General features: G+C 72.5%; 17 protein-coding genes. 7 read left to right on the plus strand and 10 right to left on the minus strand.

Features of this window, described 5'->3' with window-relative positions; all coding sequences use genetic code 11:
* Positions 1-4 precede the first annotated feature (4 nt).
* Positions 5-2077: a hypothetical protein gene (locus tag RBJ77_RS42520; RefSeq protein ID WP_372349894.1), complete on the minus strand. Its 2073-nt coding sequence runs from the start codon at positions 2075-2077 to the stop codon at positions 5-7.
* A 260-nt stretch (positions 2078-2337) separates the two neighbouring features.
* Here RBJ77_RS42520 and RBJ77_RS42525 point away from each other — a divergent pair, with 260 nt between their 5' ends.
* The 5 genes from RBJ77_RS42525 (at position 2338) to RBJ77_RS42545 (ending at position 6568) form a co-directional block, all read left to right on the plus strand.
* Positions 2338-3471 (plus strand): PP2C family protein-serine/threonine phosphatase, encoded by a 1134-nt coding sequence (locus tag RBJ77_RS42525; RefSeq protein WP_372349895.1) that lies wholly within the window; start codon positions 2338-2340, stop codon positions 3469-3471.
* Between the two features lie 501 nt (positions 3472-3972).
* Positions 3973-4188, plus strand: coding sequence for a hypothetical protein (locus tag RBJ77_RS42530; RefSeq protein ID WP_255973819.1), 216 nt, complete (start codon positions 3973-3975; stop codon positions 4186-4188).
* A 135-nt stretch (positions 4189-4323) separates the two neighbouring features.
* The gene (gene recO / locus RBJ77_RS42535) at positions 4324-5073 is read left to right on the plus strand and encodes a DNA repair protein RecO (RefSeq protein ID WP_372349896.1); all 750 of its coding nucleotides are present in this window, start codon (positions 4324-4326) and stop codon (positions 5071-5073) included.
* Between the two features lie 43 nt (positions 5074-5116).
* Positions 5117-5968, plus strand: a complete 852-nt coding sequence (locus RBJ77_RS42540) for an isoprenyl transferase (protein WP_372349897.1) — start codon at positions 5117-5119, stop codon at positions 5966-5968.
* A gap of 48 nt (positions 5969-6016) precedes the next feature.
* A complete protein-coding gene (locus RBJ77_RS42545) occupies positions 6017-6568 on the plus strand; it encodes a YcxB family protein (RefSeq protein WP_372349898.1) in 552 nt (183 codons plus the stop codon).
* A 1-nt stretch (position 6569) separates the two neighbouring features.
* Here RBJ77_RS42545 and RBJ77_RS42550 read toward each other — a convergent pair whose 3' ends face one another.
* Genes RBJ77_RS42550 through RBJ77_RS42565 form a run of 4 tightly spaced genes read right to left on the minus strand, consistent with a single transcriptional unit; the run spans position 6570 to position 9735 of the window.
* Complete coding sequence (locus RBJ77_RS42550) at positions 6570-7025, minus strand: Fur family transcriptional regulator (RefSeq protein ID WP_372349945.1); 456 nt, start codon at positions 7023-7025, stop codon at positions 6570-6572.
* A 25-nt stretch (positions 7026-7050) separates the two neighbouring features.
* Positions 7051-7947: a metal ABC transporter permease gene (locus RBJ77_RS42555; RefSeq protein ID WP_372349899.1), complete on the minus strand. Its 897-nt coding sequence runs from the start codon at positions 7945-7947 to the stop codon at positions 7051-7053.
* Between the two features lies 1 nt (position 7948).
* Positions 7949-8716 (minus strand): metal ABC transporter ATP-binding protein, encoded by a 768-nt coding sequence (locus RBJ77_RS42560; RefSeq protein WP_372349900.1) that lies wholly within the window; start codon positions 8714-8716, stop codon positions 7949-7951.
* A 35-nt stretch (positions 8717-8751) separates the two neighbouring features.
* Positions 8752-9735: a metal ABC transporter substrate-binding protein gene (locus RBJ77_RS42565; RefSeq protein WP_372349901.1), complete on the minus strand. Its 984-nt coding sequence runs from the start codon at positions 9733-9735 to the stop codon at positions 8752-8754.
* Positions 9736-9923: 188 nt separating this feature from the next.
* Between RBJ77_RS42565 and RBJ77_RS42570 the strand changes: the two genes are divergently transcribed.
* Both RBJ77_RS42570 and RBJ77_RS42575 read left to right on the plus strand, forming a co-directional pair.
* Complete coding sequence (locus RBJ77_RS42570) at positions 9924-11306, plus strand: glycine--tRNA ligase (RefSeq protein ID WP_255976829.1); 1383 nt, start codon at positions 9924-9926, stop codon at positions 11304-11306.
* Positions 11307-11513: 207 nt separating this feature from the next.
* A complete protein-coding gene (locus RBJ77_RS42575; protein WP_255976831.1) occupies positions 11514-11723 on the plus strand; it encodes a hypothetical protein in 210 nt (69 codons plus the stop codon).
* 4 nt (positions 11724-11727) lie between these two features.
* On the opposite strand, the gene RBJ77_RS42580 is transcribed toward RBJ77_RS42575, so the two are convergent.
* From RBJ77_RS42580 to RBJ77_RS42600, 5 genes are all read right to left on the minus strand, one after another.
* A complete protein-coding gene (locus RBJ77_RS42580; protein ID WP_372349902.1) occupies positions 11728-12318 on the minus strand; it encodes a TetR family transcriptional regulator in 591 nt (196 codons plus the stop codon).
* 24 nt (positions 12319-12342) lie between these two features.
* Positions 12343-13353, minus strand: coding sequence for an aldo/keto reductase (locus RBJ77_RS42585; protein WP_372349903.1), 1011 nt, complete (start codon positions 13351-13353; stop codon positions 12343-12345).
* Positions 13354-13456: 103 nt separating this feature from the next.
* On the minus strand, positions 13457-14029 hold the full coding sequence (locus RBJ77_RS42590; protein WP_372349904.1) for a DinB family protein: 573 nt from the start codon (positions 14027-14029) through the stop codon (positions 13457-13459).
* An 11-nt stretch (positions 14030-14040) separates the two neighbouring features.
* Positions 14041-14784 carry a Type 1 glutamine amidotransferase-like domain-containing protein gene (locus RBJ77_RS42595; protein ID WP_372349905.1) on the minus strand — a complete coding sequence of 248 codons (744 nt, stop codon included), beginning with the start codon at positions 14782-14784 and terminating at the stop codon, positions 14041-14043.
* 34 nt (positions 14785-14818) lie between these two features.
* Positions 14819-16252 (minus strand): MFS transporter, encoded by a 1434-nt coding sequence (locus tag RBJ77_RS42600; protein WP_372349906.1) that lies wholly within the window; start codon positions 16250-16252, stop codon positions 14819-14821.
* Positions 16253-16261: the final 9 nt, after the last annotated feature.

Genomic DNA, 16261 nt, shown 5'->3' on the forward strand with positions numbered 1-16261 from the left:
GCGTTCAGCCGGGCGTCGCCAGGGCGTAGGCGATGCCGTCCCGCGTGTCCGTGTGCAGCCCGGCCGCGTACTGCTCCTCGTACGCCGCGTCGCCGAGCGCCGCCCGGATGCGGCGCTCGGTGGCGAGCCGGGTGGCCCGCAGTTCGGGCGAGCCCAGCTGCGGGCGGCCCAGGCCCTGCCAGATGCGCTGGGCGATCCCCAGCAGGCGGGCCGCGCGGTCGCTCCGGTCCAGGGCGCACAGCGACGCGGCGAGCACGTCGATGCCCACGGCGACCCCCACGCTGTCGCGGAAGCGCGCCTTGCCCGCGATGGTGCTCAGCGCGTGCCGCACCGCGTCGTCCGGGCGGCCCTGCCCGTCGGCCGCGAGCGCCGCCGCCCAGCCGGCCCACGCGCGGGCCCAGTGCTCACCGCGCCGCTCGCACGCGTCGACGAGCCGGCCCGCCACCACGGCGGCGTCCCCGAACTCGCCGGACATGACGTGCACCACCGAGCGGCAGGCCGTCGCGACGAACCAGGCCACCTCGTAGGGGCCGGTGTGCTCCCGGGTGTCGGGGGCGGCGTCGAGCACCCGCGCGGCCTCGTCGAGCCGGCCCAGCAGACACAGGGCGGTGCCCTCCAGGTACGAGGCGGCCATCGTCTCCGCCGGTGAGGGCGCGGGGCCGGTGCTGTCCCTGAACCGCCGCGCCGCCGCCAGGCCCGCGGCGGTGTCGCCCTGCGCGATCGCCGCCACGGCCAGGGCCCACAGCCCCAGCGCGTGCTCGGGGCCGGGGCGCGGGGCCAGGGCGAGGGCCGCCTCCGCGTACCGCCGCCCCTCCCGGGCGAACCCGCAGGGGTACCAGAGGATCCACAGCCGCCCGGCCAGCTCCTGGGCGGCGGGACCGTCCCGGTCCGCCAGACAGAAGTCCAGCGCCGTACGGAAGTTGGCGTGCTCGACGACCAGACGGCGGTACCAGGACAGCTGCTCCCGGCCCATCCAGCCGGCGTCGGCCCGCCGCGCCAGACCGAGGTGGAAGTCCCGGTGCCTGCGCCGCGCGCCGTCCTCCTCGGCCGGGCCGAGCCGGCGCAGCCACCACGCCCCGAACTCCCGGACCGTGTCCAGCATCCCGTAGCGCTCCGCGCCCCGCCCGTCCGGCACCCGCCGCACCAGCGACTTGGCGACCAGCGCGTCCAGCGCCGCGGGCACCGCGTCGCGCGCCAGCGGTCCGCCCGCGCCGACCGCCTGCGCGCCCGCCCGGTCGAACCCGCCGGTGAACACCGACAGCCGCGCCCACAGCAGCCGCTCCAGGGGCGTGCACAGTTCGTGGCTCCAGCCGATCGCGGTCCGCAGCGTGCGGTGGCGCGGCGGCACCGCCGGGTCGTCGCCCTGCCCCTGGAGACCCTCGAACCGGTCGCTCAGGAGGGTGCCGAGCCGCGCCAGCGGCAGCTCCGACAGCCGGGCCGCGGCGAGCTCGATGGCCAGCGGGATGCCGTCGAGGCGGCGGCAGACGGCGTCCGCGACCACGCTCTCCTCCGGGCCGAGCCGGAACGCGCCCGAGGCGAGCGCCGCCCGGTCCGCGAAGAGCGCCACGGCGTCGCCCGGCCGCCCGCCCGTCCGGCCCCCGGCCACCGGCAGCGGCGCCACCTCGAAGCACCGCTCCTCCGCGAGGCCGAGCGGCTGCCGGCTCGTCGCCAGGACCCGCAGCCCCGGCGCGGCGGCGAGCAGCTTCGCCACGACGCGGGCGCACCCGGCCACGAGGTGCTCGCAAGTGTCGAGGACGAGCAGCGCCCGCTTGTCGGCCAGCCACTGGGCCACGACGTCCTCGGCGGGCAGCAGCGACTGGTCGGCCAGGCGCAGGTCCTCCAGCAGCACGTTGCCCAGCAGGGCCGGGTCGCGCAACGGGGACAGGGGGACGAAGCACACCACGTCCGCGAGGTCCGGCGCCGCGCTCCGGGTCAGCCGCGCCGCCAGCCGGGTCTTGCCGACGCCGCCCACCCCGGTGAGCGTGAGCAGCCGGGCATCGGCCAACTCGCCTGCAAGGTAGACCAGTTCGGCCTCCCGGCCGATGAACCTGGTCGTCTCCGCGGGAAGACCTTCCACGCACCCACCCCTCCGACAGCACTCCGCCGCCACCCTGCGGCAGTCCGCAAGTCTGCTCCTGTCCCCCGCGGCCGTCTCGGTGGATGGCGCAAGGTGAGCGAGTGCGCCGGCGCGTTCCCGGCGAGCCGCACGGAAACGGACGTCCGCGGATCAATAGCGGTCGACACCGGACCTGGGTGGTCAACGGGTCGAGCCACAAGGGCCGTTGGGGCCATAGTGGCTGTTCACCATGGCGGGGCGCACAGGACGGAGGGCCCGGCATGGGCGGACGGAAGGACCGGAAGGACCGGAAGGGCGACCGGGGCCGACGGCGGAGCGGCGGCCCCTCGAACACGGCGGGTGCGCTCTGCGCCGTCCTGTGCCTGTGCACCGCGCTGGCCGCAGTCACCGACGCCTGGCGGGCCGCGGTCGCGGTGCTGCTCATCGGCCCCCTCCTGGCCTGCGCCTGGCTGGGCGTGCGCGCCACGGTCGCGGCCGTGCTGTGGAGCGTGGCCCTGGCCGGGGTGGCGGGCTCCGTCAGACACCACACGGCGTACCCGGCGCTCGCCCTCGAATACCTCGTCCTGCTCGTCGGCGGCTGGGTCGCGATCCGGGTCGCCGACCTGACCGCGACCCGCGCGGCCGCGCTGGCCCGGGCCACCGAGGTCGCCGAAGTGGCGCAGGGAGCGCTGCTGCGCCCGGTGTCCGCACGGATCGCCGGCGTCGACGTGTCCACCCGCCACCACTGCCCCCTGAGCCCCGAGACGGTGGGCGGCGACGTCTACGACATCGCCAACACCCCCTACGGACTTCGGGTGTTCATCGGTGATGTGCGCGGTCACGGCCTCGACGCGGTGCGCACGGCGGCGGCGGTCGCCGGCGGCTTCCGCGACCTCGCCTACGTCACCCCGCGCCTCACGGACCTCGCCGTGCACCTCGACGCCCGTATCGCGCCCGACCTGGGCCCCGAGGACTTCGTCACCGGGATCTTCGCCGAGTTCGCGCCCGGTGAGGTGCGCCTGGTCAACTGCGGTCATCCGGCGCCCCTGCGGGTCGGCGCGGGCCGCCCCACCCTCCTCGAACCGGTCGCCCCGGCCCGCCCGCTGGGCCTCGGCACCCGCCCAGGCCAGCGCCGCTGCTGGCTCCAGCAGGGCGACCGCGTCCTCCTCTACACGGACGGCCTGACCGAGGCCAAGGACGCCGGCGGCACGGACTTCCCGCTCCTGCGCAGCGGCGCGTCCGCCCTGACGGAACTGCGGCTGCCGGAAGCCCTGGACGCCCTGTACGCGGCGCTCACCACCCACACGGGCGGCGGACCGCTGCACGACGACGTGGCGCTCGTCCTGTGTGAACAGTCGGCATCCGTAACAGGCGAACGCGGCACATCGTCAATCATCCGGGCGACGGTCAACTGATGCTTACGAATTGGCTGTTCGAACCGGAAGTCGTGATCGGTCCACCCGAAACGAAAACGCCTATTCCCTGCTCGACTTGTACGGGACCGGCCCCGGGACGGAATCGATTCAGTCCGGTACCGGAGAACTCCCGCGCCACCCCGCCGCAGCCAACTCGCCACCACCACACCCGCCTTGTAGTGCACAGACCTCCCCGCATTCTAGAGACGTGACGTCGTCGCCGAGGTGCGAAGGGTGAAATCGAATCGGGCAGGGGAACCACGTGAGGGGCACCGAGAACCATGCCGTGCTGCGCGTGGAGAAAGCCGAGGAAATGGTGGAGAAATTGCGAGCCGCACTCGCGAGGGCGGGAATTGTGCTGCCTTCGCCCGGGCCGGACCGGAAGTCAATCGCGCGGACGGCCCCGTGTCCATCGGTGGAATCCGGGCGTTGTTCGGTTGACGCGGCGGACCGGCTCGCCGCCGTACTCCTCCCAGGTCCCGACGACAGGAGCGCCACCCGATGAAGCCACCGATCGGTTCGTACGCGGTCGACACGAGCACCGGTCAGGTGGGGCGGGTCATGGGGCACGAGGGCCCGTACGTACAGCTGCGCCCCTTCGGCGGCGGCCGCGAGTGGGACTGTCCCCCCGAGGAGCTGCGCGAGGCGACGACCACGGAGCGGCTCCGCGCCGCGACGGCGTACGCCAACAGACGCAGCCGGGGCGAGGTGCCGTAGCGCCGGTGTGGCGCAGGTCATGGCCGGAGCGGGCCGCAAGGCCCGGCCGCTCCCCTGCCGCCTCCCCGGGTGAGGGAGAATGGGGGGCATGAGCCTGGACCGGGAAGACGACGCCGCTGCCCCCGGGGGTGTGCGATGAGTCTCTTCCGGGACGACGGGATCGTCCTGCGGACCCAGAAGCTCGGCGAGGCCGACCGCATCATCACCCTCCTCACGCGCGGCCACGGCCGGGTCCGCGCCGTGGCCCGGGGCGTACGCCGCACCAAGTCCAAGTTCGGGGCGCGGCTCGAACCGTTCTCCCACGTCGACGTGCAGTTCTTCGCGCGCGGCAGCGAACTGATCGGCCGCGGGCTCCCGTTGTGCACGCAGAGCGAGACCATCGCCGCGTACGGCGGCGGGATCGTCACCGACTACGGCCGCTACACGGCGGGCACGGCCATGCTGGAGACGGCGGAACGGTTCACCGACCACGAGGGCGAACCGGCCGTCCAGCAGTACCTGCTGCTCGTCGGCGCCCTGCGCACCCTCGCCCGCGGCGAGCACGAGCCGCACCTCATCCTCGACGCGTTCCTGCTCCGCTCCCTCGCCGTGAACGGCTACGCGCCCACCTTCGGCGACTGCGCGAAGTGCGGAATGCCCGGTCCGAACCGGTTCTTCTCGGTCGGCGCGGGCGGCTCGGTTTGCGTCGACTGCCGGGTACCGGGCAGCGTCGTACCCTCACCGCAGGCCCTCACCCTGCTCGGCGCGCTGCTGACCGGCGACTGGGAGACGGCGGACGCGTGCGAGGCACGGTTCGTCAGGGAGGGCAGTGGGCTGGTGTCGGCGTACCTGCACTGGCACCTGGAGCGCGGCCTGCGCTCGCTGCGGTACGTGGAGAAGAACTAGCGCGAGCTAGAAGCTGAGACTGAGCTAGGGGAGAGGCCGGAACATGGCACGTCGCGGAATCCTCGGACGGAACCGCCGTGAGTACACAGCGCCCGAACCGCACCCGTCGGGCGCGCGGCCGCCGAAGATCCCGGGCGAGCTGGTGCCCGAGCACGTGGCCATCGTGATGGACGGCAACGGACGCTGGGCGAAGGAGCGCGGGCTGCCGCGCACCGAGGGCCACAAGGTCGGCGCCGAGCGGGTCCTCGACGTCCTCCAGGGCGCCGTCGAGATGGGCGTCGGCGCGATCTCGCTCTACGCCTTCTCCACCGAGAACTGGAAGCGCTCGCCCGACGAGGTCCGCTTCCTGATGAACTTCAACCGGGACTTCATCCGCAAGACCCGCGACCAGCTCGACGAGCTCGGCGTGCGCGTGCGCTGGGTGGGCCGGATGCCCAAGCTGTGGAAGTCGGTCGCCAAGGAGCTGGAGATCTCCCAGGAGCAGACCAAGGACAACGACCGGCTGACCCTGTACTTCTGCATGAACTACGGCGGCCGCGCCGAGATCGCCGACGCCGCGCAGGCCATCGCCGAGGACGTGAAGGCGGGCCGCCTCGACCCGTCCAAGGTCGGCGAGAAGACCTTCGCGAAGTACCTCTACTACCCGGACATGCCGGACGTGGACCTGTTCCTGCGCCCCAGCGGCGAGCAGCGCACCTCCAACTACCTGCTGTGGCAGAGCGCCTACGCGGAGATGGTCTTCCAGGACGTGCTGTGGCCGGACTTCGACCGCCGCGACCTGTGGCGCGCCTGCCTCGAGTACGCCTCCCGCGACCGGCGCTTCGGCGGCGCCATCCCGAACGAGGAGCTCCTCGCGATGCAGGGCAGGCAGGAACCCGAGGACGCGCAGGGCTAGCCGCTACCATCCCCGCTGAGGATTCCGGTGGCACCTGGGGAGGGGCTCATGCAGGGACAGGGCGGGGAGACGCGGACGGGCGCAGGGGAGGCGGGGGAGGCCGGGGAGCACGTGGAGCTGGAGTACCTGCCGACGCGTGCCGACGTGCGTGCGGGGATCGGGGTGCGGGAGCACCTGCGGCGGATCCACCTGGTGCGGTGGGGGCTGGTCGGCTTCTTCCTGCTCCTGGCCCTGCTCACCGTGGTGGCCTCGTTCTCCCTCTTCTCCCTGCTGGTCGCGCTCTTCTGCGCGGCCGTGATCTGGGCGATCCCGACGCTGCAGGCCCGTCAGGTGCACGGTCTGGTCGGCTGGCAGGGGGCGTACCGCACGACCGTGGGCGAGGCGGGCATCACCGACGTCACCGCGCACATGCGGCTGCTCCAGCGCTGGTCCGTCTTCCGCGGCTACCGCGAGACCCACGGCCACTTCGTGCTGGTCGGCGCCGACCCGGGCATGCAGATCCTGGTGGTCCTGCCCAAGCGGGCCACGCAAGAGCCCGGGGGCGCCGTCACGACGGACGCCCTCCGGGCTCTGCTGGACCGGCACAGCCGCCGGGGCTGACTCAGCTCTGGGCGGGCGCCGCCGCGCACTCCGCGCACGTACCGAAGATCTCCACCGTGTGCGCCACGTTCACGTAGCCGTGCTCGGCGGCGATCGCCTCGGCCCACTTCTCCACCGCCGGGCCCTCCACCTCCACGGCCTTGCCGCAGACGCGGCACACCAGATGGTGGTGGTGGTCGCCGGACGAGCACCGGCGGTACACCGACTCGCCCTCCACCGTGCGCAGGACGTCGACCTCGCCCGCGTCCGCGAGGGACTGGAGCGTGCGGTAGACCGTGGTCAGGCCGACCGAGTCGCCCTTGTGCTTGAGCACGTCGTGCAGTTCCTGGGCGCTGCGGAACTCGTCCACCTCGTCGAGCGCCGCCGCCACGGCCGCGCGCTGGCGGGTCGACCTGCCTCGAACCGGGGCTGCCACGGGTTCCTCCTCACATCCCTGCCACCTACGTACCGCCGCCATTGTGCCAGGCTGCGTCATGGCCGGGTCATCCACGAACCGAGGGAACCGGGGCCTGCTGTCCCGGGATCGCGCACTCCGCCGGGTCGCCGGCCGCCGTCGTCGCCGCGCGGGCCCGGCGCCGCGCCAGCGGTGTCGCCAGCAGCGTCAGGACGATGAAGACCGCGATCGTCAGGAGCACGATCGTGGCGCCCGGGGGCACCGGCTGGTAGTACGACGTCACGGTTCCGCCGAGCGTCACGACGACGCCGATCGCGACCGCGACGACGAACGTCGCCCGGAAGCTGCGGGTCAGCTGCTGCGCCGCCGCCACCGGGACGACCATCAGGGCCGACACCAGGAGCAGGCCGACCACGCGCATCGCGACCGTCACCGTCACCGCCGCCGTGACCGCGACGAGGAGGTTCAGGGCGCGCACCGGCAGACCCGTGACCCGGGCGAACTCCTCGTCCTGGCTGACCGCGAACAGCTGCCGGCGCAGGCCGACCGTCACCAGGATCACGAACGCGGCGAGCCAGCAGATGGCGGTGACGTCGGACGGCGAGACGGTGGTGAGCGAGCCGAAGAGGTACGACTGGAGGTTGGCCGTGGAGCCGCCGGGCGCGAGGCTGATGAGCATCACGCCGCCCGCCATGCCCCCGTAGAAGAGCATGGCGAGCGCGATGTCGCCGCGCGTCTTGCCGTACCAGCGGATCAGCTCCATGATCAGCGCGCCGACGACGGAGACGGCCATGGCCGTCCACACCGGTGACGTCGACAGCAGGAAGCCGAGGCCGACGCCGGTCATCGCGACGTGGCCGATGCCGTCGCCCATCAGGGCCTGGCGGCGCTGGACCAGGTAGATGCCGATCGCGGGGGCCGTGATGCCGATGAGGACGGCGGCGAGCAGGGCCCGCTGCATGAAGTCGTACGCGAGGAAGTCCATGTCAGCTCAGCAGTCCCGTGCGGATCGGTTCGGCGTCCGCAGCGGAGTGCGGGTGTACGTGGTCGTGGCCGGGCAGCGCGTGCTGGCCGACGGCCTTGGGCGGCGGCCCGTCGTGCAGCACGCAGCCGTCGCGCAGCACCACCGCGCGGTCGATCAGCGGCTCCAGCGGGCCGAGCTCGTGCAGGACGAGGAGGACGGAGGCGCCCGTCGCGACCTGCTCGCGCAGGGTCGTGGCGAGGATCTCCTGGCTCGCCAGGTCGACGCCCGCCATCGGCTCGTCCATGATCAGCAGCTCGGGCTCGGCGGCCAGGGCGCGGGCGATGAGGACGCGCTGGTGCTGGCCGCCGGAGAGCGCGTCGACCGAGTCCCCGGCCCGGTCCGCCATCCCGACCAGGTCGAGGGCGCGGCCCACCGCGGCCCGGTCCGCCTTGCGCAGCAGGCCGAAGCGGGCCCGGGACAGCCGGCCCGAGGAGACCACCTCGGCGACCGTCGCGGGCACGCCGCCCGCGGCCGTGGTGCGCTGCGGCACGTAGCCGACGCGCGCCCACTGCCGGAAGCGGCGCCGCGGTGTGCCGAAGATCTCGATCTCGCCACCGGTGAGCGGGACCTGGCCGATGATGCCGCGCACGGCGGTGGACTTGCCGGAGCCGTTGGCCCCGAGCAGCGCGACGACCTCGCCGCGCCCCACCGTCAGGTCGATGCCGCGCAGGACGGGGCGTCCGCCCAGTTCCGCCGTCACCTTGCGCAAGGTGATCACGGGGTCACTCATGTCCGCGCCGCCCTTCGAGCTGCTTGATCGGTACGTCACTTGGCGCCGAGAGCCTTCTGCAGCGCCGCGAGGTTGGACTTCATCACCTGGAGGTAGTCGTCACCCTGGGACTTGTCGGTGATGCCCTCGATCGGGTCGAGGACGGCGGTCGTGAGCTTCGCGTCGTTCGCCAGGGTCTTCGCGGTCTTGTCGCTGACGAGGGTCTCGTAGAAGACGGTGGTCACGCCGTCGGCCTTCGCCATCTCCTGGAGGTCCTTGACGCGCGAGGCGCTGGGCTCGGACTCCGGGTCGAGGCCGCTGATGGCCTCCTCGGTGAGGCCGTAGCGCTCGGCGAGGTAGCCGAAGGCGGCGTGCGTGGTGATGAAGACCTTGGAATCGGTGTTCTTCAGGCCGTCCTCGAACGTGGTGTTGAGCTGGTCCAGCTCCTTCACCAGGGCCGCGGTGTTCTTCTCGTAGTCCGCCGCGTGGTCCGGGTCGGCCTTCTGGAGGGCCTTGCCGACGCCCTCGGCGACCTCGGCGTACTTCACCGGGTCGAGCCAGATGTGCGGGTCGGTGCCCTCTTCGCCGCCGTGGTCGTGGCCGTCGTGCTCCTCGGCGTGCCCGCCGACCTCGCTGCCGTGCTCCTCCAGGGTGGTCAGGGACGCCGCGTCGACCTTGGTGGAGATGCCGGACTGGCTGATCGCCTCGTCGACGGCGGGCTGCAGGCCCTTGAGGTAGACCGCGGCGTCGGCCTCCTCGAGCTGGGCGCGCTGCTGGGCGCTGACTTCCAGGTCGTGGGGCTCCTGGCCGGGCTTGGTCAGGTTCGTGACGGAGACGTGGTCGCCGCCGATCCTCTCGGCGAGGAACTGCATCGGGTAGAACGACGCCACGACGTCCAGCTTGCCGTCGCTGTTCTTGCTGTCGGCGGCGGAGGAGCCGCACGCGGTGAGCGTGCCGAGGCCCAGCACCGTGGTGGCGGCGACGGCGGTCGTGGATATGAGGCGGCGGCCGGGACGGCGACCGGAGAGGCGTACGTTCATGACAGTCATTTTCAACAAAACTGGAAACGATTGTCAACAAGCTCTTCGTGCCGCCCTTCGTCCTGCTCTGTACCGACTCCGGCCCGGGAACCGATTTGGTTCGGGGGGTGGGCCCGCCGGTAACCTGAAGCTTCGCTCCCGGAGCGCGTATCCAGCGCGCTCACCGCCGTCGTAATGAAGAGAGCACCGTGGCCGCCGACAAGATCGACACCATCGTCAGCCTCAGCAAGCGCCGTGGCTTCGTCTACCCCTGCAGCGAGATCTACGGCGGTCAGCGTGCCGCCTGGGACTACGGGCCGCTGGGCGTGGAGCTGAAGGAGAACATCAAGCGTCAGTGGTGGCGCTACATGGTCACCTCGCGCGAGGACGTCGTCGGTATCGACTCGTCGGTGATCCTGGCCACCGACGTCTGGCAGGCATCCGGCCACGTCGCCACGTTCACCGACCCGCTCACCGAGTGCACCTCCTGCCACAAGCGGTTCCGCGCGGACCACCTGGAAGAGGCGTACGAGGAGAAGAAGGGCCGCGCTCCCGAGAACGGCCTGGCGGACATCAACTGCCCGAACTGCGGCACCAAGGGCGCCTTCACCGAGCCCAAGCAGTTCTCGGGCCTGCTCGCCACGCACCTCGGCCCGACGCAGGACAGCGGCTCGATCGCCTACCTGCGCCCCGAGACCGCCCAGGGCATCTTCACCAACTTCTCGCAGGTGCAGACGACTTCGCGCCGCAAGCCGCCGTTCGGCATCGCCCAGATGGGCAAGTCGTTCCGCAACGAGATCACGCCCGGCAACTTCATCTTCCGCACCCGTGAGTTCGAGCAGATGGAGATGGAATTCTTCGTCAAGCCGGGCGAGGACGAGAAGTGGCAGGAGTACTGGATGGAGCAGCGCTGGAACTGGTACACCGGTCTCGGCCTGCGCGAGGAGAACATGCGGTGGTTCGAGCACCCGCAGGAGAAGCTCTCCCACTACTCCAAGCGCACCGCTGACATCGAGTACCGCTTCCGCTTCGGCGGCAGCGAGTGGGGCGAGCTGGAGGGCGTCGCCAACCGCACGGACTACGACCTGTCCGCGCACTCCAAGGCCTCCGGCCAGGACCTCTCCTACTTCGACCAGGAGAAGGGCGAGCGCTACACGCCGTACGTCATCGAGCCCGCGGCCGGTGTCGGCCGCACGATGCTGGCGTTCATGCTCGACTCGTACTTCGAGGACGAGGCGCCGAACGCCAAGGGCAAGATGGAGAAGCGCACGGTCATGCGCTTCGACCCGCGCATCGCCCCGGTGAAGGTCGCGGTGCTGCCGCTGTCCCGCAACCCGGAGCTGTCGCCGAAGGCCAAGGGTCTGGCGCAGGCGCTGCGCCAGCACTGGAACATCGACTTCGACGACGCCGGCGCCATCGGCCGTCGCTACCGTCGCCAGGACGAGATCGGTACGCCGTTCTGCGTGACGGTCGACTTCGACACCCTGGACGACAATGCGGTGACCGTGCGCGAGCGCGACACCATGAAGCAGGAGCGGGTGTCTCTCGACCAGATCGAGGGGTATCTGGCGGCGCGGCTGATCGGCTGCTGATCGCCTCTCCGGCGTGGGTCCGGGTCTTCCGCTGCGGCGGGGGCCCGGGCCCTTTTTCTTGCGCCTTGCCGGGGTGACGTCTCGGGGCTCTGCCCCGGGCCCCGCTCCTCAATCGCCGGAGGGGCTTGAGGGGGCGGAGGTTGATTTGTTGGCGAACTGCTTGGGCAAAGGCGGGAGTTGATGTTCGTCATGCGCCACACTGCCGCTGTGCCTCATATGACGAGCAGCAGAGTGAGCCGCTGGGACCAGCACGGCCGGGGGCATGTCGTCCTGGTCGAGAAGGCGGGGATGCAGCGGCAGTTGACGTGCGAGACGTGCGGGTGGCGCAGGACCGCCCAGTTCCTGCCGTGGCTCAAGGCGCAGGAGCACCTGGAGCAGGAGCACCAGGCCACCGTGGACCCGGCGGCCGGCGACTGACGCGCTAGCGCGTCGCGATGCCGCGCAGTACCAGCGCCACCACGGCGTCGAACGCCTCCGTGCTGTCCGGCTTCGACCAGTCAGGGGCGTACACCGGGTCGTGGAAGTGGGCGGTGGCCTCGAAGACCGCGCGGGCCGTCGCCGCGACGTCCTGCGTCTCGAACTCGCCCCGGTCCACGCCCTCCCGGACGATCGCGGTCAGCTGGTCCGTGAGCTCGCCGATGTGCGCGTCGACCACGCCGCCGTTCTCGGTCGTCAGCACCGTGTAGGTGGCGAACAGCTCCGGGTCGTCGCCCGCCTTGTGCCGCTTCGCCTCGAAGAGTGCCGTGAGCCAGTGCCGCAGCTTGGCGGCCGGGTCCTCGGAGCCCGCGACGACCGCCGCGAGGATCCCGGTGGTCCGGTCCAGCCACCGCTTGGTCACGGCGCCGCGCAGCTCCGCCTTCGTACGGAAGTGCCGGTACACCGTGCCGTGGCTGACCCCGAGCGCCCGCGCCACGTCGACGACGGTGGCCTTCGCCGCGCCGTGCCGGCGCAGCACCTCCTCGGTCGCGGCGAGGATGCGCTCGGGCGTCAGGGTCTCGGTGGTCGGTGCCATGTCAGTGACCGTACCGGGCGTTGATCAGCGCTCGCTGTCGAGGTGTGCCATCTGGGCGGCCGGGTACCGCTCGCCCGCCGCGGCGTCCGCGGGGACGGCCTCCTCGATCGCGGCGAGGTCGGCGGCGTCCAGGGTGACGTCGAGCGCGCCCAGCGCCTCCGTCAGACGGTCGCGGCGGCGCGCGCCGACCAGCGGCACGATGTCGTCGCCCCGGCCCAGCACCCAGGCGATGGCGATCTGCGCGACGCTCACGCCCTTCTGCTCGGCGATCTTCCTGAGCCGGTCGACGAGGTCCAGGTTGTGCTGGAGGTTCTCGCCCTGGAAGCGGGGGCTCATGCCGCGGAAGTCGTTCGCCGCGAGCTTGCGGTCGCGGGTGAAGTGGCCGGAGATCAGGCCGCGGGAGAGGACTCCGTACGCGGTGACGGAGATGCCCAGCTCACGGGTGGTGGGGAGGATCTCCTCCTCGATGCCGCGGGTGATGAGCGAGTACTCGATCTGGAGGTCCGAGATCGGGGCGGTGGCGGCGGCCCGGCGGATGGTGTCCGCGCCGACCTCGCTGAGCCCGATGTGCCGCACGTGGCCCTTCTCGACCAGTTCGGCGATGGCCCCGACGGTCTCCTCGATCGGTACGTCGGGGTCGACGCGGGCGATCCGGTACACGTCGATGTGGTCGACGCCGAGGCGCTGCAGCGAGTACGCGGCGAAGTTCCGCACCGCGGCCGGGCGGCCGTCGTAACCGGACCAGCCGCCGTCCGGGTCGCGCAGGGCGCCGAACTTCACGCTGGTCAGCGCCTTCTCGCGGGCGGCGGCGGACGCGCCGCGCAGGGCTTCGCCGATCAGCATCTCGTTGTGCCCCATGGCGTAGAAGTCGCCGGTGTCGAGGAGCGTCACGCCCGCGTCGAGCGCGGCGTGGATCGTCGCGACGGACTCGGCGCGGTCGGCGTCGCCGTACAGCGCGGACATGCCCATGCAGCCGAGGCCGAGGGCGGACACCTGGGGGCCGGTCGTTCCGAGAGTGCGCGTGGGAAGGTTCATGCCTCCAGGTTGCCATGACAGATGACAGATTTCAATATCTGTCATCTGTTACCTGTCATCTGTCATGCGTAGTTCGCGCGGGCCGGACGCCGGGCGGGGGAGTTCAGACGCCGATGGCCCCGTCGATCCGCTCCCTGAGCAGGTCCGCGTGGCCGTTGTGGCGCGCGTACTCCTCGATCATGTGGATCACCACCCAGCGCAGCGACACCGTGCCGCGCCAGGAGTCCGTGCCCTCGACGTCCAGGTCGGGCGCCTCGGCGAGGAAGCGGTCCGCGAAGGCGCACTCCGCGCGCCAGGCCGACCAGGCGGCGGCGACGGCCGCCGGGTCCGCGTCCCGCGCGCCGTCGAAGTCGCCGTCCGGGTCGTCCGGCGCCGAGTACAGCGCCGGGGCGTCCTGCCCGGCCAGCACCTGGCGGAACCAGCGCCGCTCCACATCGGTCAGGTGCCGGACGAGACCGAGCAGCGACAGCGTCGAAGGGGTCACGGAACGGGTCGCCAACTCGGCCTCCACGCCCGCGCACTTGAGCTCCAGGGTGGTGCGCTGCGCGGTCAGGAACGCGGCGAGCATCCGGCGTTCGTCGCCGGTGGCCGGTGTGTGGAAGCGGGACTCGGACGCGGGGGCAGGGAAGACGTCGCCCCGGCGGGTGGGCCCGGACGCGTCGGCGGTGGTCGTCATGACGGCGCAGGCTAGCCGAGGGCGGGCAGCCTGCGCGGTTCGATGCGTTCCTCCTCGGCCGTGCCCCCGGGACCGCTCCGGCGGACGATGTACGCGCCCTTGCCCGGCACCTCCGTGACGGCCTCGACGAGCCGGGTGCCCCGGTAGACGAGCCCCACCCCGTCGTCCGTGCAGTGGGTCTCGGGCAGGGTGCCGTCGGCGACCAGCCGGTGGGCGAGGGGGCGACGGCCCGGATCGCCGTCGTAGTGCACGCCGTTGCCGTACGGCAGGATGCCCAGCGCATCGGTCACCGGCCGGAGTTCGGGACCGTACGAGTCGGTCGTGCCGCCCTCGAACCAGCACAGCGAACCCGCGCTCACCCCGCTGAGCACCACCCCCGCCCGCCACGCGCGCCGGAACACGCCGTCCAGGCCGTGCACCCGCCACACCGCGAGCAGGTTCGCGACGGAGCCGCCCATCACCCACACCACGTCCTGCTCCAGGACCGTGCCCTCGATGTCCGCCACGTTCGGCATGGGGAACAACTGCAGTGGCGTGAAGTCGAATCCGGCGACCCGCGCGGCCTCGCCCATCCGCGCGGTGAAGTGCTCCGCGTCGCCGATCGCCGTCCCCACGTACATCAGGCGCGGTCGGCGCCCGTGGACGCCGGACAGGTCCACCGCGTGGTGCACGAGCGCGTCGAAGGTCACCCGGGTCCGGCCGCCGACGCGGTGTCCGCCGGAGGTGGCGACGATGGTGGGTTCAGAAGCGGGCATGGTCGGACCCTACTCGGCCGCCGCTGCGCCCCGGTCAGCCGATCGACCGCGGCAGCCGCAGGCTGAGTCCCACCGTCAGGGCCACCGTGGCGAGTTGGACGAGCAGCGTCGTCACCAGCGCGTCGCGCATGCCCAGCGCGGGCGTCAGCGACAGGAACAGCGAGCCGAGCGTGGCCACGCCCAGGGCGAGGGCCGCCTGCTGCGCCGTCGTCATGACGCCGCTGCCGACGCCCGCCCGGTCCGCGGGCACCTCGGACAGGATGATCCGGAAGAGGATGGGCAGTTGCAGCGCCTGGCCCGCGCCCGCGAGCGCCGCGCCCGGCAGCAGTTGCGCCACCCCGAGGTCCGGCCAGGTCCGCCAGGCCGCGAGCGCGATCAGCGCCACCCCGGCGCCTTGCAGCAGACCGCCCGCCGTGACGACCCGGCTGCCCCAGCGGGCCACCAGCCGCGGACCGGCCAGCGACGTCGCGAAGAACACCGCCGCCATCGGCGCGAGCGCGAGACCCGCCGCCGTCGCGCTCTGCCGCTCGCCCTGCTGCAGGGCCACCGCGATCACGAACATGAAGCCGCTGAAGCCGACGGAGAAGGGCAGCACCATCACCAGCCCCCGGCGCAGGGACAGGATGCGGAAGAGGGACGGCGGCACCAGCGGGGTGCGGCCCGCGCGGTCGGCCCGGCGCTCCACCGCGTAGAACGCGCAGGCGAGCCCGGGGAACGCGGCCAGCGACAGCCACGTCCACAGCGGCCAGCCCGCCGCCCGGCCCTCCGTCAGCGGGGCGAGCAGCGCGGTCAGGGCGAGGGCGAGCAGCACCGTGCCGGGACCGTCGACCGGCTCCGGACGCGGCGAGCGGGTCTCGGGGACCGTACGGGCGGCGAGCACCAGGGCGACGATCGTCACCGGCACGTTCACGAGGAACACCGAGCGCCAGCCGGAGCCGAGCACGTCCGCCGAGACGAGGACGCCGCCGAGCACCTGGCCCGCCACCATCGACAGGCCGGCCGTCGCCCCGTACATGCTCATCGCGCGGGCCCGGCGCGGGCCGCTCGTGGTGGCCTGGATCGTGGCGAGGACCTGCGGCAGCAGCGCCGCCGCGGCCGCGCCCTGGGCGACCCTGGCCGCCACCAGCGTCCAGGCGGTGGGCGCCAGACCGCAGGCCAGCGACGTCAGGCCGAAGGCCGCCATGCCGCCGACGAACAGCCGGCGGCGGCCCAGCAGATCGCCGAGCCGGCCGCCGAGGACGAGGAGGACGGCGTACGCGATGCCGTACCCGGCGACGACCAGCTCCAGGACCGGCTCGCTCGCGGACAGGTCACGGCCGATGGTGGGCAGGGCGACGTTGACGATGAAGAAGTCGATGAGCGGCAGGGCGCCGCCCAGCAGAACGGTGAGCAGACCCGGGCCGCCGAGCGCCGGCGCGACGGGCCCGGCGGCGGCACGGACCGCGGGAGACTGCGTGTGGGTGGTCATGCACCGAGC

It is taken from the genome of Streptomyces sp. KL116D, from assembly GCF_030766975.1.
Taxonomy (GTDB): Bacteria; Actinomycetota; Actinomycetes; order Streptomycetales; family Streptomycetaceae; genus Streptomyces; species Streptomyces longispororuber_A.

What these genes read in the sequence shown, in the direction of transcription:
- RBJ77_RS42585 (WP_372349903.1), bottom strand. Translation starts at nt 13,353, where the DNA reads ATGAACCTTCCCACGCGCACTCTCGGAACGACCGGCCCCCAGGTGTCC.
- RBJ77_RS42545 (WP_372349898.1), top strand. Translation starts at nt 6,017, where the DNA reads ATGCAGGGACAGGGCGGGGAGACGCGGACGGGCGCAGGGGAGGCGGGG.
- RBJ77_RS42595 (WP_372349905.1), bottom strand. Translation starts at nt 14,784, where the DNA reads ATGCCCGCTTCTGAACCCACCATCGTCGCCACCTCCGGCGGACACCGC.
- RBJ77_RS42550 (WP_372349945.1), bottom strand. Translation starts at nt 7,025, where the DNA reads ATGGCGGCGGTACGTAGGTGGCAGGGATGTGAGGAGGAACCCGTGGCA.
- RBJ77_RS42530 (WP_255973819.1), top strand. Translation starts at nt 3,973, where the DNA reads ATGAAGCCACCGATCGGTTCGTACGCGGTCGACACGAGCACCGGTCAG.
- RBJ77_RS42540 (WP_372349897.1), top strand. Translation starts at nt 5,117, where the DNA reads ATGGCACGTCGCGGAATCCTCGGACGGAACCGCCGTGAGTACACAGCG.
- RBJ77_RS42525 (WP_372349895.1), top strand. Translation starts at nt 2,338, where the DNA reads ATGGGCGGACGGAAGGACCGGAAGGACCGGAAGGGCGACCGGGGCCGA.
- RBJ77_RS42600 (WP_372349906.1), bottom strand. Translation starts at nt 16,252, where the DNA reads ATGACCACCCACACGCAGTCTCCCGCGGTCCGTGCCGCCGCCGGGCCC.
- RBJ77_RS42555 (WP_372349899.1), bottom strand. Translation starts at nt 7,947, where the DNA reads ATGGACTTCCTCGCGTACGACTTCATGCAGCGGGCCCTGCTCGCCGCC.
- recO (WP_372349896.1), top strand. Translation starts at nt 4,324, where the DNA reads ATGAGTCTCTTCCGGGACGACGGGATCGTCCTGCGGACCCAGAAGCTC.
- RBJ77_RS42560 (WP_372349900.1), bottom strand. Translation starts at nt 8,716, where the DNA reads ATGAGTGACCCCGTGATCACCTTGCGCAAGGTGACGGCGGAACTGGGC.
- RBJ77_RS42590 (WP_372349904.1), bottom strand. Translation starts at nt 14,029, where the DNA reads ATGACGACCACCGCCGACGCGTCCGGGCCCACCCGCCGGGGCGACGTC.
- RBJ77_RS42580 (WP_372349902.1), bottom strand. Translation starts at nt 12,318, where the DNA reads ATGGCACCGACCACCGAGACCCTGACGCCCGAGCGCATCCTCGCCGCG.
- RBJ77_RS42565 (WP_372349901.1), bottom strand. Translation starts at nt 9,735, where the DNA reads ATGAACGTACGCCTCTCCGGTCGCCGTCCCGGCCGCCGCCTCATATCC.